At 30.2% G+C, this 26054-nt stretch carries 26 protein-coding genes; 9 read left to right on the forward strand and 17 right to left on the reverse strand.

All coding sequences use genetic code 11. The features are described from left to right. Window positions 1-49 precede the first annotated feature (49 nt). The 3 genes from mnmC2 to CLV86_RS12975 are packed head-to-tail and all read right to left on the reverse strand — an operon-like array spanning window position 50 to window position 1683. Window positions 50-712: a tRNA (5-methylaminomethyl-2-thiouridine)(34)-methyltransferase MnmC2 gene (gene mnmC2 / locus CLV86_RS12965; RefSeq protein WP_346227280.1), complete on the reverse strand. Its 663-nt coding sequence runs from the start codon at window positions 710-712 to the stop codon at window positions 50-52. 20 nt (window positions 713-732) lie between these two features. Next, window positions 733-1170 carry a hypothetical protein gene (locus CLV86_RS12970; RefSeq protein WP_121052952.1) on the reverse strand — a complete coding sequence of 146 codons (438 nt, stop codon included), beginning with the start codon at window positions 1168-1170 and terminating at the stop codon, window positions 733-735. 3 nt (window positions 1171-1173) lie between these two features. Continuing rightward, window positions 1174-1683 carry a DUF4920 domain-containing protein gene (locus CLV86_RS12975; RefSeq protein ID WP_076732299.1) on the reverse strand — a complete coding sequence of 170 codons (510 nt, stop codon included), beginning with the start codon at window positions 1681-1683 and terminating at the stop codon, window positions 1174-1176. Between the two features lie 111 nt (window positions 1684-1794). On the opposite strand from CLV86_RS12975, the gene CLV86_RS12980 reads away from it, so the two are divergent. Continuing rightward, window positions 1795-2862, forward strand: coding sequence for a branched-chain amino acid aminotransferase (locus tag CLV86_RS12980; protein ID WP_121052954.1), 1068 nt, complete (start codon window positions 1795-1797; stop codon window positions 2860-2862). Between the two features lie 78 nt (window positions 2863-2940). Here the strand turns inward: CLV86_RS12980 and CLV86_RS12985 are convergent, their stop codons facing one another. Next, the gene (locus CLV86_RS12985; protein ID WP_076732297.1) at window positions 2941-3330 is read right to left on the reverse strand and encodes a pyrophosphohydrolase domain-containing protein; all 390 of its coding nucleotides are present in this window, start codon (window positions 3328-3330) and stop codon (window positions 2941-2943) included. Between the two features lie 294 nt (window positions 3331-3624). Between CLV86_RS12985 and CLV86_RS12995 the strand changes: the two genes are divergently transcribed. Beyond that, complete coding sequence (locus CLV86_RS12995; RefSeq protein ID WP_121052956.1) at window positions 3625-4647, forward strand: SRPBCC family protein; 1023 nt, start codon at window positions 3625-3627, stop codon at window positions 4645-4647. 27 nt (window positions 4648-4674) lie between these two features. On the opposite strand, the gene CLV86_RS13000 is transcribed toward CLV86_RS12995, so the two are convergent. Next, complete coding sequence (locus tag CLV86_RS13000) at window positions 4675-6753, reverse strand: hypothetical protein (RefSeq protein WP_121052958.1); 2079 nt, start codon at window positions 6751-6753, stop codon at window positions 4675-4677. Between the two features lie 220 nt (window positions 6754-6973). Here CLV86_RS13000 and crcB point away from each other — a divergent pair, with 220 nt between their 5' ends. Beyond that, window positions 6974-7345: a fluoride efflux transporter CrcB gene (gene crcB / locus CLV86_RS13005; RefSeq protein ID WP_076732293.1), complete on the forward strand. Its 372-nt coding sequence runs from the start codon at window positions 6974-6976 to the stop codon at window positions 7343-7345. Here crcB and CLV86_RS13010 read toward each other — a convergent pair. Then, window positions 7342-7947, reverse strand: coding sequence for a DUF1684 domain-containing protein (locus tag CLV86_RS13010; protein ID WP_121052960.1), 606 nt, complete (start codon window positions 7945-7947; stop codon window positions 7342-7344). The two genes, crcB and CLV86_RS13010, sit on opposite strands and share 4 nt — an antisense overlap. Before the next feature lie 270 nt (window positions 7948-8217). Between CLV86_RS13010 and CLV86_RS13015 the strand changes: the two genes are divergently transcribed. Next, window positions 8218-9456 (forward strand): MDR family MFS transporter, encoded by a 1239-nt coding sequence (locus CLV86_RS13015; protein ID WP_121052962.1) that lies wholly within the window; start codon window positions 8218-8220, stop codon window positions 9454-9456. Further along, window positions 9425-9802 carry a VOC family protein gene (locus CLV86_RS13020; RefSeq protein ID WP_076732290.1) on the forward strand — a complete coding sequence of 126 codons (378 nt, stop codon included), beginning with the start codon at window positions 9425-9427 and terminating at the stop codon, window positions 9800-9802. Before CLV86_RS13015 ends, CLV86_RS13020 begins: the two co-directional genes overlap by 32 nt. On the opposite strand, the gene CLV86_RS13025 is transcribed toward CLV86_RS13020, so the two are convergent. The 5 genes from CLV86_RS13025 to CLV86_RS13045 all read right to left on the reverse strand — a co-directional run bounded on the left by CLV86_RS13025 (window position 9795) and on the right by CLV86_RS13045 (window position 14155). After that, window positions 9795-11741, reverse strand: a complete 1947-nt coding sequence (locus tag CLV86_RS13025; protein WP_121052964.1) for a CocE/NonD family hydrolase — start codon at window positions 11739-11741, stop codon at window positions 9795-9797. The genes CLV86_RS13020 and CLV86_RS13025 overlap by 8 nt on opposite strands. Window positions 11742-11898: 157 nt before the next feature. Beyond that, window positions 11899-12369 carry an RES family NAD+ phosphorylase gene (locus CLV86_RS13030; RefSeq protein WP_121052966.1) on the reverse strand — a complete coding sequence of 157 codons (471 nt, stop codon included), beginning with the start codon at window positions 12367-12369 and terminating at the stop codon, window positions 11899-11901. A 2-nt stretch (window positions 12370-12371) separates the two neighbouring features. Continuing rightward, window positions 12372-12875: a type II RES/Xre toxin-antitoxin system antitoxin gene (gene parS / locus CLV86_RS13035; RefSeq protein WP_076732287.1), complete on the reverse strand. Its 504-nt coding sequence runs from the start codon at window positions 12873-12875 to the stop codon at window positions 12372-12374. A gap of 65 nt (window positions 12876-12940) precedes the next feature. Further along, window positions 12941-13480, reverse strand: coding sequence for a sigma-70 family RNA polymerase sigma factor (locus CLV86_RS13040; RefSeq protein ID WP_170148549.1), 540 nt, complete (start codon window positions 13478-13480; stop codon window positions 12941-12943). A 234-nt stretch (window positions 13481-13714) separates the two neighbouring features. Next, window positions 13715-14155, reverse strand: a complete 441-nt coding sequence (locus tag CLV86_RS13045) for an Lrp/AsnC family transcriptional regulator (RefSeq protein WP_076732286.1) — start codon at window positions 14153-14155, stop codon at window positions 13715-13717. Between the two features lie 118 nt (window positions 14156-14273). On the opposite strand from CLV86_RS13045, the gene CLV86_RS13050 reads away from it, so the two are divergent. Next, a complete protein-coding gene (locus tag CLV86_RS13050) occupies window positions 14274-14669 on the forward strand; it encodes a hypothetical protein (RefSeq protein WP_076732285.1) in 396 nt (131 codons plus the stop codon). Between the two features lie 158 nt (window positions 14670-14827). On the opposite strand, the gene CLV86_RS13055 is transcribed toward CLV86_RS13050, so the two are convergent. Next, window positions 14828-18241: a methylmalonyl-CoA mutase family protein gene (locus CLV86_RS13055; RefSeq protein WP_121052970.1), complete on the reverse strand. Its 3414-nt coding sequence runs from the start codon at window positions 18239-18241 to the stop codon at window positions 14828-14830. Window positions 18242-18389: 148 nt separating this feature from the next. On the opposite strand from CLV86_RS13055, the gene purU reads away from it, so the two are divergent. From purU to CLV86_RS13070, 3 genes are all read left to right on the forward strand, one after another. Continuing rightward, a complete protein-coding gene (purU, locus tag CLV86_RS13060) occupies window positions 18390-19238 on the forward strand; it encodes a formyltetrahydrofolate deformylase (RefSeq protein WP_121052972.1) in 849 nt (282 codons plus the stop codon). 113 nt (window positions 19239-19351) lie between these two features. Further along, window positions 19352-20056 (forward strand): DUF4197 domain-containing protein, encoded by a 705-nt coding sequence (locus tag CLV86_RS13065; protein ID WP_121052975.1) that lies wholly within the window; start codon window positions 19352-19354, stop codon window positions 20054-20056. A gap of 232 nt (window positions 20057-20288) precedes the next feature. Then, complete coding sequence (locus CLV86_RS13070) at window positions 20289-20486, forward strand: Lacal_2735 family protein (RefSeq protein ID WP_076732281.1); 198 nt, start codon at window positions 20289-20291, stop codon at window positions 20484-20486. Window positions 20487-20668: 182 nt separating this feature from the next. On the opposite strand, the gene CLV86_RS13075 is transcribed toward CLV86_RS13070, so the two are convergent. The 5 genes from CLV86_RS13075 to CLV86_RS13100 all read right to left on the reverse strand — a co-directional run bounded on the left by CLV86_RS13075 (window position 20669) and on the right by CLV86_RS13100 (window position 26024). After that, window positions 20669-21457: an ABC transporter substrate-binding protein gene (locus CLV86_RS13075; RefSeq protein WP_121052977.1), complete on the reverse strand. Its 789-nt coding sequence runs from the start codon at window positions 21455-21457 to the stop codon at window positions 20669-20671. Between the two features lie 30 nt (window positions 21458-21487). After that, window positions 21488-22303, reverse strand: coding sequence for an orotidine-5'-phosphate decarboxylase (gene pyrF / locus CLV86_RS13080; protein ID WP_121052979.1), 816 nt, complete (start codon window positions 22301-22303; stop codon window positions 21488-21490). Between the two features lie 87 nt (window positions 22304-22390). Then, window positions 22391-23467 (reverse strand): peptide chain release factor 1, encoded by a 1077-nt coding sequence (gene prfA / locus CLV86_RS13085; RefSeq protein WP_076732278.1) that lies wholly within the window; start codon window positions 23465-23467, stop codon window positions 22391-22393. 401 nt (window positions 23468-23868) lie between these two features. Continuing rightward, entirely contained in the window at window positions 23869-24816 is a 948-nt protein-coding gene (locus CLV86_RS13095; RefSeq protein WP_121052981.1) for a DUF3078 domain-containing protein, read from the reverse strand. Between the two features lie 29 nt (window positions 24817-24845). Then, the gene (locus CLV86_RS13100; protein ID WP_121052984.1) at window positions 24846-26024 is read right to left on the reverse strand and encodes an AIR synthase related protein; all 1179 of its coding nucleotides are present in this window, start codon (window positions 26022-26024) and stop codon (window positions 24846-24848) included. Window positions 26025-26054 lie beyond the last annotated feature (30 nt).

The raw sequence follows: 26054 nt of genomic DNA on the forward strand, positions 1-26054 counted from the left end.
AATGGCGGTGTGATAAATACTAATAAAATTTCTAAATTTTATGTTTGTATTATAATTTAACAGCTCTTAGCATATGTCTCTTTCCTGGAGGTCCTTCTACTCTTTCTACAGTAAATCCTACCGACATCATAGCTCGCCTTGCATGACCTTGAGCACAATATGTAACTAAAACGCCATTTACCTTCATTGCCTTATACATAATTTCGAATATTTTTTCTGTCCATAATTCTGGTTGAACTCGTGGCCCAAATGCATCAAAATAAACAACATCATATTTGTTTACTTCTGTAATTTGAGCAAACTGTTTTTGTTCTTTTTTTAAATCGAAATATTTAGAAATTTCACAACTTTGCTCCCATGCACAAGTATGAATAGCATTAAATATAGTCTCTCTTTTTAAGGCTTTAGTAAAGTTTAAAGCTTTTAGTTCTTCAATAGAAACAGGAAAACCTTCTACGCCTACATAATTACAATTTAGCTTTAACTCTTCTGCTTTAATTGCAGTTAAAAACGCATTTAAACCTGTACCAAAACCAATTTCTAAAATAGAAACTTGAGATTTTGTTTTATATAAATTATTAGATGTATAAAAAAAGGCTAAGCCATGTTTTAAATAAACATGCTCAGCCTCTTGTATAGCGCCATGTGTGGAATGGTATTGTTCGTTCCACTCTGGTATATGGATGGTTGTAGAACCATCTTTAGTAATCATTATTTTACGTTTCAAAAAAACTATTTAATTAGTAGCTTTTTAATTCTTGGAATTGGTCCCGTACATTCTGTTTGATGACATGAAATACAAACACCAATTGCATTATTAAATCGATCTTCTATAGGAATTTTTGATTCTGAATTAAAAACCTCTTGTTCTGCATTAATATATAATTGAGAATAAGCTTTAAATTTATCGTTACGCTTTTTAAAATCTGAAAGTTCTGCTGTATGAATTTTCATGAAATCTAAAGGAAATTCTCCAAGTGTATCTCCTGCTAAAATTTCAGCCTTTATTTTTTCATTTTCAGCATAAAAGGCATTCATTAAATTTGCCATTTCAGAAGGTTCATACATATCGTAAACCTTTTTATTAGAAACGCTTTTTTCATTTTCTTTAACTTTAGAATTACAACTAAAAACTAAAGCCAAAGATAATATACACAGTAGGTGTTTCATTGTTTATTCTTCAACTAGTAGTACACCATCTGCTTCAAAAGAATACGTTTTTTTAGGCTCTGTAATTTGCGCAATTTCTTCGGCAGATTTACCTGCATCTTCTGCGTAATGGCGTAGCTCCTCTACAGGAACTTCATTTACATAAGCTTTACCATTAATAATTACGTCTTGTCCTGCAATATTTTTTGGCATAAAAAAACCATAATCTTTAAATTTAACCATTACTTGCTCTCCATTCTCTAAGTCTAATTTCATCCAGCAACCTTTTGCTTGACAAACATCGTCTACTTTAGCAATCATTTTACTGTTTATGCTATCTCCAACATTCATTTTCTTGTAATGTTCTGCCATAGAAGCAGTAGACATGGCATCGTCTGCAATAATTTCTTTTCCAAAAGATTTATATGTTACTTCCGCAATTTCTTCAGCAGGCATTTCTTCGTTAGATTTTGCATCATTTTTACAAGCAAATATTGCTAAAGCCATTGCTAATACAAGTATTGTTTTTTTCATAATTATATTTTATTAGTAATTTACTTTTCAAAGATACTATTTTAAGATGAAATTCTAATTTCTTAAAACTTTATTCTGTATTTTTGTAATCGAAAAACCACACTTATATTCATGGGACAACTAACAAGAGAACAAATAAAAATTAACAAAGTAAAAACGTCTAAAATTGATAGTATAGATTTTAATAATCTTGCTTTTGGTCAAGTATTTTCAGACCATATGCTAACTTGCGACTATATAGATGGAAAATGGCAATTACCACAAATTGAACCTTTTGCTCCTATTAGTTTAATGCCTTCTGCGAAGATTTTTCATTACGGACAATCTATTTTCGAAGGGATGAAAGCCTATAAAGACTCTAACAATGATATCTTTTTATTTCGCCCATTAGACAATGTAAAGCGTTTAAATATTTCGGCAAAACGTTTAGCTATTCCAGAAATTCCTGAAGATTATTTTATGGAAGGTTTAAAAGCGCTTTTAAATATAGAAAAAGATTGGATTCCTACTAAAGAAGGAAGTTCGTTATATATAAGACCTTTTACTTTTGCTACTGGCGAAGGCTTTCATGCTTCTCCAGCAGATAATTATAAATTTATAATAGCTTGCGCTCCATCTGGTTCTTATTTTGCTGGTAAAGTAAAAGTATTAATCGAAGAGAAATATTCACGTTCTGCTAATGGAGGTGTTGGCTTTGCTAAAGCAGGAGGTAATTATGCTGGGCAGTTTTATCCAACACAATTAGCTAAGGACAAAGGATACCAACAAGTTATATGGACCGACGATACAACACACGAATATATTGAAGAGGCTGGAGCAATGAATGTTTTTGTACGTATTAATGATACGCTTTTAACTTCTCCTGTAAGCGACAGAATTCTTGATGGAGTTACTAGAAAAAGTATTTTGGAACTTGCTAAAGCTGAAGGTATAAAAACTGAAGTAAGAAAAATTAAAGTAAGTGAACTTGTTGAAGCTGCAAAAAACGGAAGCTTAAAAGAGATTTTTGGTGCAGGAACAGCTGCTGTAATATCTCCAATTTCTGGTTTTGGTTTTAGAGATCAAGATTTCGACTTACCAGAAATTAAAGATACTTTTGGAGAAAAATTAAAAAACAAAATTGTAGCAATACAAACTAATAAAATTGAAGATCCTTTTGGATGGAGAATTAAAGTATAAATAATTTATACCTAAAAATCCATTTATCACAATAAAAAAAAAGCAACTAGATTAGTTGCTTTTTTTATTTACATAAGTTTATATTTTATCTAAAATAGCTTTAATATCTGGCTTAAAATAATTTGGTCCTTTTAATACTTTTCCATCTTCTCTATAAATTGGTTGCCCATTTTCGTCAAGTTTACTCATATTACTACGTTGTATCTCGTTAAAAACCTCTTCTATTTTATGTTGCATACCATGTTCTATAATAGTACCGCAAAGTATATAAAGCATATCACCTAAAGCATCTGCAACTTCAACCAAATCATCATTATTTGCAGCTTCAAGATACTCTTCGTTTTCTTCTTGCATTAATTTAAAACGCAACGTGTTTTTAGCATTTCCTAAGTCTGCTTTAGGAGATTCTAAATGTCCTATTTTAAATGCTGTATGAAATGCTTTTACGGCTTCTATTTTATTTTTCATTGAAATCGATTTTTACTACTTGTATTCGTTATTTTTGCATAAAAATAGTAAATATGTTTAGTACAGGACAATTAATTTTTGCCATTTGTTTTGCCCTTGTTTTTATTTTAGCTCTAATTTATACTTACAGAAAGGATCTAAAATTACACAAACAACATTACAAAGGAACTTTTTGGGTATTAGTTGCTTTTATTTCTTTTATAGGACTTATTGCAGCCATAAAATTTATATTTAAATAAAACTTAAATATATAAATTTTGTAAATTTGATAGTAACCAACTTAACTTATTATATATGAAAGCCATAAAATACATTTTCTTTCTTTTACTTATTGCCATTATTGCACTAGCAATTTACATTGCTGTTCAACCAAGCGAATTTTCTGTAACAAGAACTCGTACAATAAATGCTCCTGCCGAAGTTATTTTTAACAAAGTAAATAATTTTAAAAGTTGGGAGTCTTGGTCATCATGGGTAGAAAAAGAACCTAGTATAAAAATAACGTTACCAGAACAAACAATTGGAGAAGGCGCTAGCTATACTTGGGAAGGTAAAGAAGGTATTGGCACTATGAAAACTGTTGAAACAAACGCAAATAAATCTATAACACAAGTTATGCAAGTTGGAGAATATCCAAAATCTGATGTGGCTTGGAAATTTACACCAAATACTAATGGATCTACAGATGTTACATGGAGTATTTCTGGAAAAAATTTGCCTTTCGATTTTAAAGCCTACACGGCTTTTATAGGAGGAATGGAAGAACTTATTGGTCCTGATTACGAACGTAGCTTAGAAAAACTTGATAGCATTGTTATTAACGACATGAAAAAATATAACATTGTTGTAGATAGCGAAACAACACAACATAGCGGTGGTTATTATATATACAATACCACAGCAACAACATTTCAGGATTTCCAATCTAAAATGGCAACTATGCTTCCTGAAGTTATAAATTATGCATTAAAAAATAACATTACAATGGCTGGCGCACCATATATTTTATACCATAAATGGGATGAAGAAAACAATGCTGTTATGTTTTCTTGTTGTGTACCTACAACTGCAAAAGTTATTACTACAGATAGCAATATCTTAACTGGTCAATTAGAACCTTTTAAGGCTGTAAAAACAACATTAACTGGTGACTATAGCAACTTAAAAGAAGCTTGGGAAAAAGCAACAATTACAATTGCAAAAAGCGGTTTAGAACAAGATGAAGATGGACCTAATATAGAAGCATACTTAAACTCGCCAATAAACACACCAAATCCAGCAAACTTAAAAACTGAAATTTATATCGCTGTAAAATAGACATAGCAGATCTTCTTTAATAAAAAATCAACTTTCCTTTAAACATATTGTTTTAGGCAAGTTTTTACCATCATGCATCTCTCTACTATGAATTACAGTTCTTGGTTTTGCAAATATGCTAATTACTCCACAGTTTTTTGTAGACGATGCAGTAAAATTAAATGTTCCTGAAAACTCTGTTTCTGTAAGATCTGTAGGAATTACATGCTCTAAAATATTAACACCAGATTCGTTTATAGACGTACTTAAACGATAATATTCTATATGGCTTTCTGAAACAGAAAAATTACCACTTATTGGCAGACCTTTTACAAAATGAGAACAATCACCATAATTTGTAATATTTAACTCCAAATCTGGATTACTATTATCCATTTGAATAACTTTACTTGACGATGTCCCATCTGTATGTTCAATAGTTACTCTTATTAAATCGTTTGTTCCTGGATAAAATTTAGCTACTGCGTTTAAAGAGTTATTGGTAGCATCTCCATAATAAGTATATTCTTTTGTTATTGAATTAGCGTGAGAAACATTAAAAACATTATCCATTACAAAAGAATTATCCACATAATAACTATCTCCAGTATTTAAATTATCGACTCTTACTTTATAGCGCTGACCGTTAAATTTATTAGTTTTTGCTTCTACAATAATTAAACCTCCAAAAGCGCTTCTATTAGTAACCTCCAAACCAGTAAATCTAAAATGTGCACTTGGCATAGTTAACCCATTTGCTCCTATCCAGTTTACATCTACTCCACCAATAGCAACTATTTCCGGTCCATTTCCTATAGTAGCTTTTTCTGGTTGAATTTGTACATAAGACTCTAGTATATTTCCCCAACGAGAACACTCCATACCTTGTGGCTCAACATTCCAAGATAATATTGCCTTTACTTTTAACACTTGTGGATTTCCGCACTCTTGTTTTAAATCATCAAATTTATAAGGCAGTACTGCAGAGTAAAAAATTCCATTATCTGGAACACCTGGAATATCGTAAACGTTTACGTATGTTGTACCAGCATGTATCCATTCGCAATTTTCTTCGGTTTGTATCCAAAAAGAAACATATTCTTTACTTCCGTCTGTACATAATCCACCATTATAACCAGAAGATTTATTAACTTTAAATGTTCCTATTAAAGCTTGTCTATTATAATCTGCACCAACACATACTAATTCTTCGAATTCTGTGTCGCAGTTTACATTATTAAATTCTGCTAAACTGTCTAATAAATCCCAATTATTTACTTCAAAAATATTCGAAATATTATTTAACTCTATATGATTTGGAGCCTTTATAACACTTTGCAATTCTTTAATACCAAAACGGTGTGGTTTAATTTTATTCTTATTATACAAAACTGAAAGCTCCGAAAAATTTAGCGTCTTTGGTTTTATTGCTGCTTTTGCTTTTTTAATAGCTAAAAGTTTTTCGGGTTGTTGTAATGTTAATTGATTTAATGATAAACTAGGATTTAAAATTATCGAATTTAAAATATCATCAACTTCTAAAATTGGAAAATCTGGTAAAAAGAATTTATAAGGCTCTATTTGAATTTGAGCATCTTTAGTATCGCTCCAAACATAAGTACCAATTTCTAAATCTGGATCATTAGGCTCTGGAACAGTATTCCAAGATAATACCGCTCTTACCATTGGCAAGTTAGGCACAGAACAAAATTTTCTTTTAGATTCTATATCTAATCTTGCTACATAAGTAATTGGCTTTTCGTCTTGATTATCACAATCTTTCTCTGTAGGAATATCGTGTACATTAACACCTACTACTCCCATATCTTGCCAACCATCTCCATCTTGATAATCTATATAAAACCTAACATACTCGTAAGATCCATTTTCGCAAAGAGAACCAGAATAACCACTAGATCTCTTAATGTTAATAGTTGCTGTTAGCTGTTGTTTTTTAGAGTTATAGCCAATACAACCTAAAGATTCAAATGTGGTGTTCATTTTTTGAGCAAAAAAATCTAAAGATGTTTTTAGTTTAAGCTTAGAAAGGTTTTTTCCTCCTAAAGACAAAAATGGTTTAAATTCTTGTCTAGCAACCAATAGTTGCTTTTCGTTTAAAGTTTTCATAATAAATAAAAATTAAATAGCGCACCTACTCTATTTTGGCTTTTCAGTTTCCGCCAAATTTCTAATGGCTTAATATATGTTTACCAATAGAACACACCATTTAATACACTAATAACAAAATAGTTAACACTATATATGTTAAAATTTAAATTCTAAAAAAAATTACATTCTATAAGAAGATTAGAAAAAAATAGATAATATTGCAGTACATTTTTTTTATATGAAAAACATTTTACTTGTATTTATTGGTGGTGGCTTTGGAAGCGTAATGCGCTATTTATTAGGTAAGTTTTTAAATAATTCAGAAAACGGTATTCCATATGGTACCTTTGCTGCAAACATTTTAGGAAGTTTATTAATTGGTATTATTTTAGGTATTGCATTAAAAAACAACACATTAACACAAAACCATACATTACTATTAGCTACAGGTTTTTGTGGAGGTTTTACCACCTTTTCTACTTTTGCCTACGAAAATCATGTATTTTTAAAAGCTGGCGATTTTACAAGTTTTGCTATTTATACCATTAGTAGTTTTGTAATGGGCTTTTTAGCGGTATTTGGCGGCATGTATTTAGCAAAAAGTTTTTAATGCTTTTTATAAGCTTTTACTCCTGCCGTTACACTAATATTTATAGCATTTTCTAATGGCACTATTGGGCAAGAATATTTTGGATCGTACGCACAATAAGGATTATAACTTTTATTAAAATCTATTACTATAGAGTCTCCTTCTGGAATTCGTAAGTCTATATAACGACCTCCTCCATAAGTTGTTTCGCCGTTAGTATTATCTATATAAGGCAGAAATAAATAATCTTCAAAACCTTCTTCTTGCATTAATTCTTGACCTTGGTAAACATTAAGCTTATATTCTTTATTATTTATTTGAAAGCTTAAAATACCATAAACTCGCTCTTTAGATATACGGCTAGTAGAAGTTTCCATATTAAACCACTTAGAGTCTGGTGTTCTTTTTAAATGAGCTTTAACAACAAAAGTTGAGTCGAATTCAAAAAAATCTAAAGCCTTAAATGTTTTTCTATCTTTTGAGGTTAGAGGCGATTTTGAAGCATCTTTAAATTTAGAATTTTGCTCTCTTTGGTAGGCTGTATCGCCTAAAATAGGTTCCTTGTTTTGTCCACAACTTAACACCGAAACACAAAGTAATACTAAACAAAAAATATATTTCATTCTATTTTATTTACATCAAAAATACAACTTTAAAAAAAAATGTTTAGCTTTGGTGTATTAAAAGATAAATAACAATGAATTTAGTCATTAAATTATATAAGCAATATACCACTTGTACTTTTACAAGGCGGGCTTCTTATATTTTATAATGATGTAGATATCAATTAATATAATATTAAAAGTCCAACTTCGTAGTTGGACTTTTATATTTTAAGCCTATTACGAATTAAACTTTTATAAATGATGTAACAGAAAAAAACCAACCAAACCATGAAAAAACTATTTAATAACTACTTAAACACCTTTAAAGGTCTCTCTCAAGAAGTATGGTGGCTAGCATTAATAACTTTTATTAATCGAGCTGGCACAATGGTAATTCCATTTTTATCAATTTATTTAACAGAAGATTTAAACCTTTCTTTAGAAAAAGTAGGCTGGATAATGACCTGTTTTGGTCTAGGCTCTGTAATTGGAACTTGGTTAGGTGGAAAATTAACAGATGTTATAGGTTTCTACAAGGTTATGGTTTGCAGCCTATTCTTAACTGGTATCCTTTTTATTGCCGTGCAATATTTAAAAACATTCGAAACACTATGCATTGGCATCTTTTTATTAATGATAGTTGCCGATACTTTTAGACCTGCAATGTTTGTTGCAATGAGCACCTATAGTAAACCAGAAAACAAAACAAGAAGTGTAACATTAATACGTTTAGCTATAAATTTAGGTTTCTCAGCAGGTCCTGCATTGGGCGGATTAATTATTACAACTTTAGACTATTCTGGGCTATTTTGGACAGATGGTATAACGTGTATTATTGCTACAATAGTTTTATTTAATGTATTAAACCCAAAGAAAGCAAAGGTTCAAGATAAGCTAGAAGTAGAAAATCCAAAATCTGTATATTCAAATAAACCATTTATAATATTCTTTTTTGCAATGTTAATTTTTGCAGTAGTATTCTTTCAATACTTCTCTGCAATGCCATTATATTATAAAGATGTTCATTTTTTAAACAAAATTGAAATAGGCTTACTATTAGGTGCTAATGGTTTTTTTATATTTTTATTTGAAATGCCATTAATTAGCTGGCTTGAAAAAAGCGGTTACAACAAAATAACATTAATTTTATTTGGAGCATTATTAACAGGTTTAAGCTTTTTAGTATTAAACCTTACCACCTGGTCTGGAATATTAATTATAGGAATGTTATTAATGACTGTAGGAGAAATGATAGCATTTCCATTCTCTAATGCGTATGCAATGGAGCAAGCTAAAAATGGAAACCAAGGCGAATATATGGCAATGTATATTATGTCTTTTTCAATTGCTAGCGTATTTGGTTTTAACGCAGGATTACAAATAGTATCTGGTATAGGTTTTAATAATACATGGTTAATAATGACAGCGCTTTCTAGTATTTGTATTTTACTTTTATTTGTTTTAAAATTATATATGAAGAAAAAAACTAATAATAATGAACTTAAACCAAGTCACAATAGTCACTGAAAACACAAGACAACTAGTTTCATTTTATAAAAAATTAGGTTTAAAATTAATTGTAGATGCTTTGCCTCGCTATGCTAGATTAGAATGTCCAGACGGTGAGGCAACATTATCTATATGTTTTACAGATGATATTTTATTAAAAAACAATACAACACTTTATTTTGAAAACGATGAGCTTGACTCTGTTGTTAACAAACTTCAAGATAAAGGTATTACATTTAGTCAATTACCAAAAAATGAGTCTTGGTTATGGCGCGAAGCCAAACTCCAAGATCCAGATGGTAATAATATTATACTCTTTAAAGCTGGTGAAAATCGAAAAAATCCACCTTGGCGAATTAATTAACTAAAACTGAAAATTCAATATTAGAAGCATTAAATACGGTATGTGTTTGGTTTTTAAAATCGCTCTCTTTTGCTTTGTAAATATTTGGCACAAAAGTTTGTGGATTTAAATCTATAAGCGGAAACCAAGTACTTTGAACCTGAATTTGTAATTTGTGTCCTGCTTTTATTGTATGAAAAACATCTTGTAATTTAATAGTTACATCTGTTGTTTTATTAGGCTCAAATGGTTCTGGTTTTTCAAAACTATTTCTAAAACGACCACGCATAACTTCGCTCCTTACCATCATGTGGTAGTTACTAAGTTTTAAGTGATCTTGCATACCGGCTTCTTGCTCTTCAATATCTCCAGGATGTACGTCTACAACTTTAACAATCCAATCTGCATCTGTACCTGTTGTTGCTACTTTTAAATTTGCTAAAATATCTCCTGCTAAGGTTAAATCTTTCTTTAGTGGTTCGGTTTCAAAAACCAATACATCTGGGCGTCTTGCAGCAAAACGTTGGTCGTCTGTCATGTATTTTCTTGGTGTAAATACGGTTTTAATATCTTCAGAATATGGCACTGGTCTTTTTAAATCACTAATAAAAACCTCTTTAGTATTTCCTTTTTTTGTTGTTGCTAATTCTTGATTAGCGTTTAAATACATTTTTTGTTTTGTAACATTTGCTGGTGGCCAAGCATTAAAACTACTCCAATCCTTTTTTCCTGAATCAAAAACATAAGCTTCTGGCAAGCCAGAGTTTTTATCTCCATTTCCTTTTAAAAAATGATTAAAAAACTTTGTTTCTACTTGTTTTTGGTAATTAAGAGATATCGAGTCTCCAAAGAAATAATTACCTACATAGTTTTTTTCATCACTTTTAGACCAACGACCATGATCCCAAGGTCCAAAAACAATAGTATTATAAGCTTCAGGATTATTTTTCTCGATAGCTTTGTAGGTTTCCAATGGCCCGTATAAATCTTCGGCATCAAAAAAACCACCAACAATCATAGTTGCTACTGTAGGTTTTGAGTGTTTTAAATTTTGAATAAGTCCTTTTGGTTTCCAAACACTATCATAGTTTGGGTGTTCTATAATTTCTTTCCAAAACACATCATCAATTCTATCTGTTTTAGCTACCGATTTATCATCTAAAGTTTCATATTGAAAATAGCTATTTAAATTGCTAAGTGGTCCTGCATCTAAGAAAAATTGATATTGATCTTGCGTTGGTAAATTTGGCAATTTATACCATGCAGAATCTGTTGGTTTATTTTTTGTGGTTCCAAATAATGAAACTGCTCTAAAATAACTTAATAAAAAAGCACCGTTGTGGTGAAAATCGTCAAAAAAGAAATCGCCAATACACGCTTGTGGTGACGCTGCCTTAAGCGCTGGATGCGCATCTATAGTTGAGTATGTCGCATAAAAACCTGGATAGCTAATTCCCCAAGTACCAACACGACCATTATTATTTTCAACGTTTTTTACAAGCCAATCTATAGTATCATAAGTGTCTGACGATTCATCAATATCGTTATTATCTTTTTTATTGGGAATATAAGCTCGCATATTATCGTAAACACCTTCACTCATCCAACGCCCACGAACATCTTGATAAACAATAATGTTTCCTTCTTTCATTAAATGTACATTTGGACCAATTTTTTCCTTAAATTTATTTTCACCATATGGTTGACTGCTATATGGTGTTCTCATCATTATTATTGGATACACTTTACTTGTATCTTTCGGAGAATAAATTGTTGTATGCAGTTTTATACCATCACGCATGGCAATATTAACCTCTTTTTTGGTATAATTATCTTGTACATAAGTATCTACTTCTTGAGTCGTTGCTATTGTTGTCGTTGTTGTTGTCGTTGTTAAATCTTTTTTACAAGAAGTAAATAGAAATAAAAGTGCAATAACGATTTTAAAAAAATGTTTCATTAAAGTAATTGATTGTTTAGATTGAATAAATTTACAAAAACAATTCATCTATATAATTAATTAAAAAATATAGTTTATCTTTTTAAGATTTTAATAAGAAAATAGGTGATTAAATAATAGTAGAATAATGCCTAAATTTAATTGCAGAAAAAAGACTTTAAAGTTTTGTTGTATCTAACAAGCGACTATCGATATCTAAATCTGAAATTTTAATAATCTTTAATTTATCAATATCCTTATGTTTTGGGTTTACCAAAATATTATTAGCTATCGGTAATATAGCACAAGGAACTTTTAATGCTAATTTTTTATTTTCTTTTAAAAAAGTTGTTCCAAAATTAACTGTACTACTTTTAGGAGGATTATCTCTCCAATCTTTATCTAAGTCTTTTAACTTTAAACTTTTATTAACCATCGTGTCTGGAATTTCTACTTCCATATAACCAAAATCGTTTGATAAATATTTAAAATCAAGATGTACTAAAACCTCTAAAAGGCTTGTAGATAGACTATCTGAAAAATAGAGCATAGCCATACCTTTTTTATTCCAACGACCACCGTAAAGCCTTGAGCCTTCTCCAGATAAATCTTCTAAATATTGTTTTTTAGCTATTCTAAAACCACGCATAATTAAGAATAAACACCAAACTCTATACGACCTAAAACATCTAAAATTAATGCAGTACCAAAACTAGTATCCAGCAAACTAATAGGCTTATTATAATTTAAAACGCGAATATCGCTATGTAACCAAGAGGTAAAATTATCTAGCGTTCCTAACACTTCTATACCACGAGAAACGACTTGGGCTATTTCTAAAATTTGTTCTGTACTATATACGTTTAATAAATCGTTATCGTTTTTACGTTGTATAGTACGATGCGAAACATGTATTAAATCGCTCATGTACTCCATAGAGATACCTAAAAGTTTACTAAGCGTTAAAACCGCAGACTTTGGTAAGCCCTTTCTAGTAATTTGAATAAGATCGAAATCACTGTTTATATCTTGAGAGATATTTGCGCTACCGCCTAAAACACTAATAATTCTATGATATTTATTGTCTAAGCCATAAAAGGTTTCTGGCTCATTTGCTAAGTTTTGGATACTTGTTTCTTGTTTATACGGCTTCATAATAACGACATTTGACACAAATATAAACATTTTTGTCGTGCTTATGAAATTTTATAATAAGTTTTTTAATTACAAATTTTGCAGTCTTCTTTCTCTTGTATTTCTCCTACCAATACGCCATTATCATTTTCTACAAAACCGCAACAATCTTTAAAGCCTTGGGCAACCATTTTTCTAGCACGCTGAATTTGAGATTTTACAGCAGGTAAAGTAAGGTTTAACTGCTTTGCTATATCCAATTGCTTTACACCTTTTATATCTGAAAGAAATAGAGGCTCGCTGTATTTTTTGGGTAAACTTTTTAAAATACCATACAAACATTCCTTTTCTGTATGAGTAGTTTCTTTTATTTGTGTTTCTGTTTCGAAATTTGCTATTTCAAATGTTTTGTTACTTGTTTTAAAATAGTCTAAAACCGAATATCTAGCAATGGAGAACAACCAAGATTTTAATTTAGAAACATCTTGTAAAGTACTTAATTTAGTATGAACTTTTATAAATACATCCTGCAATATATCATCTGCAACAGCATCATTTTTAACTTTACTAAAAATAAAACGTTTTAAATCACCAGAATATATTTGCCAAACTTCTTTTGTTGTCATAACCATAATATTAAGTCGGTTTTACATAAAGTAAATTACATAAAACCAACTTTTAATTAACAATTGCAATTAGTACAAGTACAATTCTCGCATGTACAAGATTTGCAGTTTCCATCTTTACAACCTTCGCAATTACAGTTACATTCTATATTTTCCATAATTATTATAATTTAGTGTTCATATAATAGACTAAAAAATATTAAAAAAGATGCAAAAAAATATAACAAATTTTAGTTAAATTCTTTTAACTGGATTGTTTTTTACTACGTGAGATAAAACTATTTGCGTTTTAACCTCACCATAAACAATTAATTGGTCTATAAAGGACTCTAAATGTTTTTGATGCCTTAATACCACTTCCATTACAATATTTTCGTTTCCAGTAATTCTATAACAATTTGTAACCTCATCATATGTTTTTACCTTTTCTAGAAAAGGTTTTAACATTCCCATAAACGCTCTTAAATTAATAATAGCTTTAAATTGATAACCAACTGCTATAGAAGAAACCATTGTATTATAGCTTTCTATCACACCTGCATCTTCCATTTTTTTTATACGTTCTGAAACAGCGGGAGACGATATGCCTACTTGCCTACCAATTTCGGCATTAGATTGTCTTGCTTGCTTTTGCAAACAATTTAATATCTTCCAATTTAAGTTATCTATAGTCATATTTAAATATTTTAAACAAATATATTTAAATATTAAATCAAATAACTGTTTTTACTTTAATATCTAAATACAACTTTTTAAACTTGTTACTAAATTTGATAAAAATTGAAAAAGAAAAATGTATTATAATCTTCCACCACATTTACCAAAATCGCCTATATACCAAAAGGCTTTAGACATATTTGACTTATCGCAAAATATTTCTATTTATTTAAGAGACGATTTATCTTACCTAAAACATAATGGAGAAGAAGATGAAAACATTTATGTTTCTGGCGATATAGTGCAACAATCTGTTTCTTTAGGCTCTGAAATTATTAAAGTGGAGCTAGAACATTGTAAAGAAAAAAAACACAAACAACTTTATAGCTTAAAAAGGTTAACAAATAGACTTTACCGCAATTGTATTAAATTAGAAAAATGCAATAGTAATGGAAAAGACTACCTTCCTATATTAAGAAAAGAATTAAAAGTTTTTAAAAAGCTTCAAAACCATTGGGCTTTAACTTTATAACAATTTAACCAACCACCATTATTAAAAAAGCACTTAATTTAAATAAATTAAGTGCTTTTTTTTTTAGTAACTAATTAAACAGTTCTCTAAAATCCTAAAACAAGTTTGGGATAAGTAATTTGCACCATTTTTTAGAAAAAGAAAAATGGACGCTATACTTACATATTTCTACGATACTGACCTCCTACTTCAAACAATGCTGAAGTAATTTCACCTAAACTACATACTTTACAAACATCCATTAAAGCTTCAAAAATATTCTCATTATTAATGGCTTTGTGCTGTAAATCTTTAAGCATTGCCTTAGTATCATTGGCTTTATGTAAATTCTCTAAAGTTTTTATTTGAAATTGTTTTTCTTCTTCTGTTGCTCTAATTACTTCCGCAGGAATTACCGTTGGCGAACCTTTAGAACTTAAAAATGTATTTACACCTACAATTGGGAACTTTCCGTTGTGTTTTAATGTTTCGTAGTATAAACTCTCTTCTTGTATTTTACTACGTTGGTACATGGTTTCCATTGCACCTAAAACACCACCACGTTCTGTAATTCTATCAAACTCTTGTAATACTGCTTCTTCAACTAAATCGGTTAATTCTTCAATAATAAAAGAGCCTTGTATTGGATTTTCATTTTTATTTAATCCTAATTCTTTGTTGATAATTAATTGAATAGCCATTGCACGTCTAACCGATTCTTCAGTTGGTGTTGTAATGGCTTCATCGTAAGCATTTGTATGCAAAGAGTTACAATTATCGTAAATAGCGTATAAGGCTTGAAGCGTTGTACGAATATCATTAAAATCAATTTCTTGAGCATGTAAGCTTCGTCCAGAAGTTTGAATATGGTATTTAAGCATTTGTGCTCTTGCATTAGCTCCATATTTATGTTTCATGGCTTTTGCCCAAATTTTTCTGGCAACACGACCAATTACTGCGTATTCTGGATCAATTCCGTTAGAGAAAAAGAAGGATAAATTTGGTCCAAATTTATTAATGTCCATACCACGACTTAAATAATATTCCACATAAGTGAAACCGTTAGATAAGGTTAATGCTAATTGGGTAATTGGGTTTGCTCCTGCTTCTGCAATATGATATCCAGAAATAGAAACCGAATAGAAATTACGCACATTATTTTCTATAAAATACTCTTGTACGTCTCCCATTAATCGCAATGCGAATTCTGTAGAGAAAATACACGTGTTTTGTGCTTGATCTTCTTTTAAAATATCCGCTTGAACCGTTCCTCTAACCTGAGCAATCGTGTTCTTTTTAATTTCTGCGTAAACGTCTTCTGGTAATACTTGATCTCCTGTAACACCAAGAAGCATTAAACCTAAACCATTATTTCCTTCTGGTAATTCACCATTATATTTAGGACGTTCTTGACCTTTATAAAGCTTCGCAATTTTTGCTTCTACTTCTTTTTCAAGACCATTTTCTTTAATGTATAATTCACATTGTTGGTCTATGGCGGCATTCATAAAGAAACCTAACAACATTGGTGCTGGCCCATTAATGGTCATACTTACCGATGTCATAACATTAGCTAAATCAAAACCAGAATATAGTTTTTTAGCGTCGTCTAAACAACATATAGAAACACCTGCATTACCAATTTTTCCGTAGATATCTGGACGTAAATCTGGATCGTTTCCGTAAAGTGTTACACTATCAAAAGCAGTAGATAAACGTTTAGCTGGTAAACCGGCACTTACATAGTGAAAACGTCTGTTAGTACGTTCTGGTCCACCTTCACCAGCAAACATACGTGCTGGATCTTCTCCTGTACGTTTAAATGGATATAATCCTGAAGTATATGGAAATTCTCCTGGTACATTTTCTTGTAACGACCAACGTAATAAATCTCCCCAAGCTTGGTATTTTGGTAAAGCTACACGCGGAATTTGCAAGTGAGATAAAGACTCAGAATGTGTTTCAATTTTAATCTCTTTATCTCTTACTTTAAAACTATAAATCGGATTTTTATATTTATTTACCTTTTCGTCCCAACCAGTTATAACTTCCCAGTTGTAAGGATCTAAGTTTAATTTTACACGGTCGAATTCTGCAATAAGTAATTTTACAAAATCCTTATTCTCTTCTTTTACTTCGTAAGAATCTGTAGCTATTCCTGCTTTATCAAGTTCTGGCGTTACTTCTAAAACAGATTCTATAGTTTTATAGATACCATATAATTTTTGTGCAACTTCAACTTGCGTTTTAGCTGTTTTATCGTAAGCACGATTATTTTCGGCAATTTCAGATAAATAACGTGTTCTACTTGGCGGAATTACAAAAATCTTTTCGCTCATTTCATCAGAAATATGGAACGTAGATTTCAAATCTGAATCTGCTTTTTCAACCAACTTATCCATGATGGCTTTATAAAGCGTATTCATTCCTGGATCGTTAAATTGCGACGCAATGGTACCGTAAACAGGTAATTGGTCTTGTGGCGTATCCCATAGATTATTATTACGCATGTATTGTTTTTTTACATCACGTAAAGCATCTAAAGAACCACGTTTATCAAATTTATTAATGGCTACTAAATCTGCAAAATCCAACATGTCGATTTTTTCTAATTGTGTAGCAGCACCAAATTCTGGTGTCATGACGTAAAGAGAAACATCTGAATGTTCAATAATTTCGGTATCACTCTGCCCAATACCTGAAGTTTCTAAGATAATTAAATCGTATTCAGCAGCTTTTAAAACTTCAACCGCTTCATTTACATATTTTGATAATGCTAAGTTAGATTGACGAGTTGCTAAACTACGCATGTAAACTCTTGGCGAGTTGATAGCATTCATCCGAATTCTATCTCCTAAAAGTGCACCACCAGTTTTTCGTTTAGAAGGATCTACAGATACCAAACCAATAGTTTTTTCTGGAAAATCGATTAAAAAACGACGCACTAACTCGTCTACTAAACTAGACTTTCCTGCTCCTCCAGTTCCTGTAATTCCTAAAACTGGTGTTTTAGAATTTTTATTTTTTATATGAATTTTATCTAAAGTATCTTTTGCAACTTCTGGGAAATTTTCGGCAGAAGAAATTACTCTAGCAATAGCTTTAGGGTTTTTAGTTGCAAGTATATCTATTTCATTATTTAAAGTATCACCAATTGCAAAGTCTGATTGCTCTACTAAATCGTTAATCATACCTTGTAATCCCATAGCGCGACCATCATCTGGAGAATAGATTCTGGCAATACCATAATCCATTAATTCCTTAATTTCTGATGGTAAAATAACGCCGCCGCCGCCGCCAAATATTTTAATATGTCCTGCTCCTCTTTCTTTTAAAAGATCGTACATATATTTAAAATACTCATTATGTCCACCTTGGTAAGACGTTAAGCAAATAGCATTTGCATCTTCTTGAATAGCTGTATTTACAACCTCATCAACACTTCTATCGTGTCCTAAATGTATTACCTCTACTCCTGTAGATTGTATTATACGACGCATGATGTTTATTGACGCATCGTGCCCGTCAAACAACGCTGCAGCTGTTACTATTCTAACTTTATATTTTGGATTGTAAGGTGCTTTTTGTTCCATTACTAATTTTAAGTGTGATTAAGGCTTGCAATTTACGGAATATTCAAAAAAATAGCTGCAAAAATCATAATTATCTAATACCATTTTTACATATAAATGCATTGATTTTTTTACAGTACCTTAGTCATAACTATTAAGAATCAACACAATGAATAGAATTATATTACAAATACACTGCAAAGACCAAACAGGTATTATAGCCTCTGTAACTAATTTTATTGCAAATAATAATGGGAATATTGTTTACATAGACCAACATGTAGATAGAGAACAAGATATTTTTTGTATGCGATTAGAAAGTGAGTTTAAGGCCTTTTCTATGGAAAGTTTTAAATCTAACTTTACCAGTGTATTAGTAGAAAAATTCAAAATGAAATGGAGAATTTACGATGTAGAAGAAAAACCCAAAATGGCATTGTTTGTTTCTAAATACGACCATTGCTTGTATGATTTATTGGGAAGATATAATTCTGGAGAATTGTTTGTAGAAATTCCATTTATAATTAGCAACCATAATAACTTAAAACCTATTGCTGAAAGTTTTAATATACCATTTTATCATATTCCTGTAACAAAAAACACAAAAGCTGAAGCTGAAGCACAACAGCTTAAACTATGCAAAGAACATAATATAAATTTTATTGTTTTAGCACGCTATATGCAAATTGTAACCAATACATTAATTAATGAATACCCAAATAAAATAATAAATATTCATCATTCGTTTTTACCTGCTTTTGTAGGAGCAAAACCATATCATTCTGCCTTTAAACGTGGTGTTAAAATTATTGGAGCAACTAGCCATTATGTTACTACAGACTTAGACGCCGGACCAATTATTGCACAAGATGTAGCAAGCGTTTCGCATACGTATTCTATAGAAGACTTAATTGCTAAAGGTCGAGATCTTGAAAAAATAGTTTTAGCAACTGCAATAAAACATCATATAAACCGCAAAGTCATGGTATTTAATAATAAAACCATTATTTTTTCTTGATAATCATTATATACTTTATTCACTTTTTTTTGAAAATAGTTAACATTACAGACAAGTTTTTAGTTAAAACCGCATCATAAGAATGAGTATATTTACACCATAAATTATAGAACATGAAAAAATTATTGACTTTTATTATTATTTTAAATTTTACAGCTTGTGCAGAACTACAAGATGTCGTTAACCAATTACCACAAGGCAACGGTGGATTATCGCAAGTAGATATTGGTAATGGATTACGACAAGCTTTAGATTTAGGAATTGATAAACAAGTAACTAAACTTACGCAAAAAGACGGCTTTTTTAAAAATGAATTAGTTAAAATACTTTTACCTGAAGAGCTACAGAAAGTTGACAAAGCCCTTAGAGACATAGGTTTAAGTAGCTTAGCAGACGAAGGATTAAAAGTATTAAACCGTGCAGCAGAAGATGCTGTAGGAGAGGCTACACCAATATTTGTTGATGCTGTAAAAGGTATTACTTTTAATGATGCAAAAAATATTTTGCTTGGTGATAATGATGCAGCAACACAATATTTAAGTACTAAAACAGAAAGTGCTTTATATGCTAAATTTAATCCTGTTATAAAAAATAGTTTTGCTAAAGTTGGTGCAGATCAAATTTGGTCTAACTTAATAAATAAATATAATGCCATTCCTTTTACAAATAATGTAAATCCAGATTTAACAGATTATGTTACAAATGAAGCTTTAAAAGGAGTTTATAAAATGATAGCTGTTGAAGAATTAGAAATTAGACAAAAAGTATCTTCAAGAACAACAACTTTACTACAAAAAGTATTTGCTTTACAAGATTAATTAACGGTTACATAATATTATATTAACCTAAAAAAACTAATTAGTAAATACCTTTGCCGCTCAAGTTATTTACACCATATTTACTTGAGTTAGTTAGTTTAATTATAAATAAAACCAATCTTAACATCTCCATAAGATTGGTTTTTTTGCTTTAAAACAAAAATATTTAACTCACAACACTCTTATTATCAATATTTTGGCGTATATTTATTTTGTAATTTTTCTTTAAACGATGAGCCGCAAAAATATATTAAAATCTCACCAGCACAAATTAAATAGGCGTTACAAGCAATTAGTAGAGCAAGCTTATAATTTAAGACAAACTGATCATGCTCTTAGCGATGATGCAGATTTTAAAGCTATGAAGCTTTTAAATAAACTAAATCAGCTTAAATTTTTATCTCGAGAAAATTCACAAAATTCATTATAAAAAACTTACTTTTTAAACGTCTAAATACTTGATTTTACTCGTATATAAATTAAAACAAGCTATGAGTAACCATTTTTGCAAAGTAGGAAATATAAGACCTAATTTAAAAAAGTCTTTAAACTTAAATATTAAAAAAAATATAACGAAACAATTTTTGGAAGTAGAACGCAGTAAAAGACCTCCTAAAGGTTTTGATGTAGCGTCTTAAAATAATTAAAAGATTTAATTAGTCTAGAACCATACCACGAGAACATTTCGCCATCTACAAGTACGGTTTTTATGTTATTTTTTTCTATTTCTAGAGCATGCTCTCTTTTAAAGGGATAAGGCTCGCTAGATAGCAGAGCTATTATTTGCTTGTTTTGAGCTGCTATTTCCTTTATATCTATTTCTGGATAACGCTCTAACTCTTTATAGACATTTTCAAACTTATTTAACTCTAATAAATAATTTATAAATGTTTTACTTGCAGCTACCATCCATGGTTTTCGCCAAATAAAATATATTACTTTTATAGCTGGCTTATCTTTTATAAAGTTTTTAAAATCTTTTAGATTAAAATTAATTTTATCTATAATCTCTAAAGCATTTTCTTTTCTATCGAATATTTCACCATATTGATTAATAAGCTCTACACAATCTTTAATTGTGTAAATATCTGAAACATGAGTGGTACAAATATCTTTACAAGCTTCTACTATTTCCTTAGTGTTTTCTTCTTTATTACAAAGAATAATATCTGGATTTAAAGCTTTTATTTTTTCAATTTTAATATTTTTTGTTCCACCAACTATTTGTATAGTACTTTTAAAATGAGTTGGGTGCACACAAAATTTAGTAATACCAACTATTGATTGCTCTAAACCTAAATCGTAAAGTAATTCTGTTTGAGATGGTACTAAACAAATTATACGCTTTGGTGTTACATTTATGGTTAAGTTTCTATTAAGTTGATCTTTTATTAAAACCATAACACATTAAAATCAGTTTGCAGTAAACTTTTACTTATTTAAAATAGTTTCCATTTCTTGTTGCAAATCTTTAGCATTGTTTGCTGCCGCTTCTGCAAAATCTTTATTATTTGAAGCATAAATAATTCCTCTTGAAGAATTTATTAATAATCCAACATTTTCACTCATTCCATATTTACATACATCTTGTAAATTTCCACCTTGTGCTCCAACACCAGGAACCAATAAAAAACTATTTGGAATAATTTTTCTAATCTCTGTAAAATATTCTGCTTTTGTTGCACCAACAACGTACATTAGATTCTCTGAATTTGTATACGTTTTAGAGGTTTCTAAAACTTGTTTGTACAACTCTTTCCCTTCTACTTGTTTTGTTTGGAAATCGAAAGCACCTTGATTAGAAGTTAATGCTAACAAAATAGTGTGCTTGTTTTTAAAAGCTAAAAATGGCTCGACAGAATCTTTACCCATATAAGGCGCAATAGTTATACTATCGAACTCTAAATCTGCAAAAAAAGCTTTAGCATACATAGTACTTGTATTACCTATATCTCCTCTTTTAGCATCGGCTATTGTAAAAATTTCTGGATGGTTTTTGTTTATATATTTTATAGTCTTTTCTAAAGCTTGCCAACCTTTAATTCCATATGCTTCGTAAAAAGCTATATTAGGTTTATAAGCGACACATAAATGATGTGTTGCATCAATAATAGCCTTATTAAATTCGAAAATTGGATCTTCTAATTTTAATAAATGTTGTGGTATTTTATTTAAATCTACATCTAAACCTATACATAGGAAAGAATTCTTTTTTTTTATTTGAATGGTTAGTTCTTTTGTAGTCATTTACTCTAAGTATAATTCCTGCTTATAAAGCGTTTATTTTTCTATATTAATTATATAAAAAAAGCCTCGAATTAAGAGGCTTGTAATTTACATAATATCGCTATTGGCTTTTAATTTTTCTGTATTATCTGCCAACATTAACTCATCTATAATTTTTTGAATATCTCCATTTACAATATTTTGTAAATCGTAAAGTGTTAGTCCAATTCTATGGTCTGTTACACGACCTTGAGAATAATTATACGTTCTAATTTTTGCACTTCGATCTCCAGATGTTACCATTGTTCCTCTTAAAGCTGCGTCTTCTTCCATTTTCTTAGCTAACTCTAAGTCGTATAAACGAGAACGCAATACTTTAAAGGCCTTTTCTTTATTTTTGTGTTGCGATTTCTGGTCTTGACACTGCGCCACTAATCCTGTTGGAATATGTGTTAAACGAACCGCAGAATACGTTGTGTTTACAGATTGTCCTCCAGGCCCTGAAGAACAGAAATAATCTATACGTACCTCTTTTGGGTCTATTTCCACATCAAATTCTTCGGCTTCTGGAAAAACCATAACGGTTGCGGCACTAGTATGTACACGTCCTTGAGTTTCGGTTTGTGGTACACGTTGTACACGGTGTACACCAGCCTCGAACTTTAGTGTTCCATAAACATCTTCTCCAGAAACTTCAAATTGTATTTCTTTAAATCCTCCATTTGTACCTTCGCTATAATCTACAGTATCTACTTTCCAACCTTTAGATTCGCAATATTTAGAATACATTCTAAACAAATCTCCAGCAAAAATACTTGCTTCATCTCCTCCTGTACCAGCTCTTAATTCTACAACAGCGTTTTTAGCATCTTGTGGATCTTTAGGTATTAAAAGTACTTTTATTTCTTCTTCTAATAAAGGTATCGCTTCTTTTGCTTCGTCGTATTGCATTTTAGCCATGTCTACCATTTCTTGGTCACTGCCGTCTGCAATTATTTCTTCAGCTTCAGCTAAATTATTTGTGTACTCTATGTATTGTTCACGTTTATTCATTAACAAACGTAAACTCTTATATTCTCTAGTTAGCTCAACATACGTTTTTTGATCTGCTATGATGTCTGGCTGAATGATTAAATCACTAACCTCATCAAAACGTTGTTTTACTATTTGTAGTTTATCTAACATCTATATTTATAAAATTATGAAACAAAAATACAATAATTAATCAATTTGTTATAGTTTATAATTGTGGTTTCGATTTTTGAAAAATAATAGTAAAAAAATTGCGTTGTAATTTATATGTTAAACCAATTTCGCGCTATACTATTTTATTATAAGCATCTTGCCGCATGGTCTTTTATAGTTACATTATTATTAACTATTTATAGTCCAGGAATAATTAGTGCTTTGTTAACTAAATTATTTTTAATTGGCTTGTTTTATTTTATGATTAGCGATAGAAATATTAGAAAAAAACTAAAGTTTTATAAAATGGCAGGTGTCTCTAATTTAAGATTAGTTGCTATTCTTTACTTTATAGATTGTTTTATAACGTGTAGTTTTTTAATTTTAATTGAAGGCTTTATTTAAAACTCCATAGTAACACCAACACCTAATAGTTGTTTCCATTGTACTCTAGCTCCACGTTCTAAAAATTCATCTTCATTGATGGTTTCTTCTGCTATTTTAATATCATTATCATATTTTAAATGCGAACCTAACGTAGCTTTTACGTAGCTATTTACTTTAAAATCGAAAACTATTTCCCAATCTACATCAACGTTACCGAAGCTATTTAAATAATCTGTATAAAAACTTAGTTGGTTTCTAATATATATATTCTCAAGTAATTCTGTTTCATAGGCATTAGTTACTAGAATACCCATTTCTGTTCTAGCATTTTCCCCTTTTTCTATTCTATTTCCTAACTCATCGTAAACAGCTGGTTCGACACCAAAAGATCCTGCGTCTGCAAGTTTTTGATCTAAAACATATGTTCCTTTAAAGGTTAAAGGTGAAAAATAAAAAGATAGTTTTTCAAGATTTTTACCATATTCTACTCCGCCTCCAATAAATAAATAACCAGGTGACATAAAGCGTGAAATTGGATTATCTCTATTAGGATACGTATAACCGTTAGAATATTGTGTTTTAAAATTAAGTCGTCCAGAATAATACCAATTAGTTAAAGTATCTTTTCTGTAACCTATACTTGATATTAATTCTAATTCGTCTTCTGTTTTCCTTAATTTTTGATTTTCTTGCTTATTAATTCCGTAACGTGTTCTCACACTACTTTTCCATATAAGATTGTCTTTTTTATAACGTAAGCTAGACACCAAATTAAAGAGCGCCGAGACAGAATTACTTCCTCCTGCATTCCAGTTTACAAATGTAACCTCATTAATATCTAAACCTGCTTGGTTTTTTTGAACCCATTTTACAGTGTCTAAAACTTTAACAATGCTATCTTGATCTTGAGCTTTTACAAGTTGAAATGAAAATACAACAACAAATAATAAACAATATCTCATGAAATTTAATTTTAAGGGCAGTTTTTTAATTAGTAGTTAAACGTTCCAAACTCACTTTCTATTGTAAGCTTTTTATCTTTTGAAGTTTCTACTCTACCAATAATTTGTGCGTTTACATTAAAAGATTTTGAAATTGAGATTATTTCTTCTGCTATTTCTGGTGTTACATATAGCTCCATTCTATGTCCACAATTAAAAACTTGGTACATTTCTTTCCAATCTGTTTTTGATTGTTCTTGTATTAATTTAAAAAGTGGTGGAATTGGAAATAAATTATCTTTTACAATATGTAAATTATCTATAAAATGAAGAATTTTAGTTTGTGCTCCTCCTGAGCAATGCACCATTCCATGTATAGTTTCAGAATTAAATTTTGATAAAATTTCTTTTATTATTGGCGCATATGTTCTTGTTGGAGACAATACAAGTTTACCTGCATCTATTGGACTGTTTTCTACAGCGTCTGTTAATTTTATTTGACCCGAATAAACTAAATCTTCTGGCACAGCCGCATCAAAACTTTCTGGATATTTTTTAGCTAAATAATTATTAAAAACATCGTGTCTAGCAGAAGTTAAACCATTACTTCCCATGCCTCCATTATATTCTTTTTCGTAAGTAGCTTGACCAAAACTCTCGAGTCCTACTATTACATCTCCTGCCTTTATATTTGAATTATCAATAACATCGCTACGTTTCATTCTTGCAGTAACCGTAGAATCTACAATAATAGTTCTTACTAAATCTCCAACATCTGCAGTTTCTCCTCCTGTTGAATGTATGGTAACTCCAAAACTTTTTAAGTCTTCTATAAGTTCTTCGGTTCCATTAATTATAGCTGAAAGTACTTCGCCTGTTATAAGATTTTTATTTCTACCAATGGTTGAAGATAACATAATATTATCTGTTGCACCAACACACAGTAAATCGTCTATATTCATTATTAAAGCATCTTGAGCGATACCTTTCCATACCGAAACATCTCCTGTTTCTTTCCAATACATATAAGCTAAGGCACTTTTTGTTCCGGCTCCATCTGCATGCATTATTAAACAGTAATCCTCGTCGTTGGTTAAATAATCTGGAACAATTTTACAAAATGCTTTAGGAAACAAACCTTTATCTATGTTTTTAATGGCATTATGCACATCTTCTTTAGATGCTGAAACTCCTCTTTGACTATATCTTTTGCTTATTTCCGAACTCATAATTGTGTATTAAAACACAAAGATAGTTTT

The sequence above is a fragment of the Lacinutrix venerupis genome, assembly GCF_003663945.1.
GTDB lineage: Bacteria > Bacteroidota > Bacteroidia > Flavobacteriales > Flavobacteriaceae > Lacinutrix > Lacinutrix venerupis.

What these genes read in the sequence shown, in the direction of transcription:
- mnmC2 (WP_346227280.1), bottom strand. Translation starts at nt 712, where the DNA reads ATGATTACTAAAGATGGTTCTACAACCATCCATATACCAGAGTGGAAC.
- CLV86_RS12970 (WP_121052952.1), bottom strand. Translation starts at nt 1,170, where the DNA reads ATGAAACACCTACTGTGTATATTATCTTTGGCTTTAGTTTTTAGTTGT.
- CLV86_RS12975 (WP_076732299.1), bottom strand. Translation starts at nt 1,683, where the DNA reads ATGAAAAAAACAATACTTGTATTAGCAATGGCTTTAGCAATATTTGCT.
- CLV86_RS12980 (WP_121052954.1), top strand. Translation starts at nt 1,795, where the DNA reads ATGGGACAACTAACAAGAGAACAAATAAAAATTAACAAAGTAAAAACG.
- CLV86_RS12985 (WP_076732297.1), bottom strand. Translation starts at nt 3,330, where the DNA reads ATGAAAAATAAAATAGAAGCCGTAAAAGCATTTCATACAGCATTTAAA.
- CLV86_RS12995 (WP_121052956.1), top strand. Translation starts at nt 3,625, where the DNA reads ATGAAAGCCATAAAATACATTTTCTTTCTTTTACTTATTGCCATTATT.
- CLV86_RS13000 (WP_121052958.1), bottom strand. Translation starts at nt 6,753, where the DNA reads ATGAAAACTTTAAACGAAAAGCAACTATTGGTTGCTAGACAAGAATTT.
- crcB (WP_076732293.1), top strand. Translation starts at nt 6,974, where the DNA reads ATGAAAAACATTTTACTTGTATTTATTGGTGGTGGCTTTGGAAGCGTA.
- CLV86_RS13010 (WP_121052960.1), bottom strand. Translation starts at nt 7,947, where the DNA reads ATGAAATATATTTTTTGTTTAGTATTACTTTGTGTTTCGGTGTTAAGT.
- CLV86_RS13015 (WP_121052962.1), top strand. Translation starts at nt 8,218, where the DNA reads ATGAAAAAACTATTTAATAACTACTTAAACACCTTTAAAGGTCTCTCT.
- CLV86_RS13020 (WP_076732290.1), top strand. Translation starts at nt 9,425, where the DNA reads ATGAACTTAAACCAAGTCACAATAGTCACTGAAAACACAAGACAACTA.
- CLV86_RS13025 (WP_121052964.1), bottom strand. Translation starts at nt 11,741, where the DNA reads ATGAAACATTTTTTTAAAATCGTTATTGCACTTTTATTTCTATTTACT.
- CLV86_RS13030 (WP_121052966.1), bottom strand. Translation starts at nt 12,369, where the DNA reads ATGCGTGGTTTTAGAATAGCTAAAAAACAATATTTAGAAGATTTATCT.
- parS (WP_076732287.1), bottom strand. Translation starts at nt 12,875, where the DNA reads ATGAAGCCGTATAAACAAGAAACAAGTATCCAAAACTTAGCAAATGAG.
- CLV86_RS13040 (WP_170148549.1), bottom strand. Translation starts at nt 13,480, where the DNA reads ATGACAACAAAAGAAGTTTGGCAAATATATTCTGGTGATTTAAAACGT.
- CLV86_RS13045 (WP_076732286.1), bottom strand. Translation starts at nt 14,155, where the DNA reads ATGACTATAGATAACTTAAATTGGAAGATATTAAATTGTTTGCAAAAG.
- CLV86_RS13050 (WP_076732285.1), top strand. Translation starts at nt 14,274, where the DNA reads ATGTATTATAATCTTCCACCACATTTACCAAAATCGCCTATATACCAA.
- CLV86_RS13055 (WP_121052970.1), bottom strand. Translation starts at nt 18,241, where the DNA reads ATGGAACAAAAAGCACCTTACAATCCAAAATATAAAGTTAGAATAGTA.
- purU (WP_121052972.1), top strand. Translation starts at nt 18,390, where the DNA reads ATGAATAGAATTATATTACAAATACACTGCAAAGACCAAACAGGTATT.
- CLV86_RS13065 (WP_121052975.1), top strand. Translation starts at nt 19,352, where the DNA reads ATGAAAAAATTATTGACTTTTATTATTATTTTAAATTTTACAGCTTGT.
- CLV86_RS13070 (WP_076732281.1), top strand. Translation starts at nt 20,289, where the DNA reads ATGAGCCGCAAAAATATATTAAAATCTCACCAGCACAAATTAAATAGG.
- CLV86_RS13075 (WP_121052977.1), bottom strand. Translation starts at nt 21,457, where the DNA reads ATGGTTTTAATAAAAGATCAACTTAATAGAAACTTAACCATAAATGTA.
- pyrF (WP_121052979.1), bottom strand. Translation starts at nt 22,303, where the DNA reads ATGACTACAAAAGAACTAACCATTCAAATAAAAAAAAAGAATTCTTTC.
- prfA (WP_076732278.1), bottom strand. Translation starts at nt 23,467, where the DNA reads ATGTTAGATAAACTACAAATAGTAAAACAACGTTTTGATGAGGTTAGT.
- CLV86_RS13095 (WP_121052981.1), bottom strand. Translation starts at nt 24,816, where the DNA reads ATGAGATATTGTTTATTATTTGTTGTTGTATTTTCATTTCAACTTGTA.
- CLV86_RS13100 (WP_121052984.1), bottom strand. Translation starts at nt 26,024, where the DNA reads ATGAGTTCGGAAATAAGCAAAAGATATAGTCAAAGAGGAGTTTCAGCA.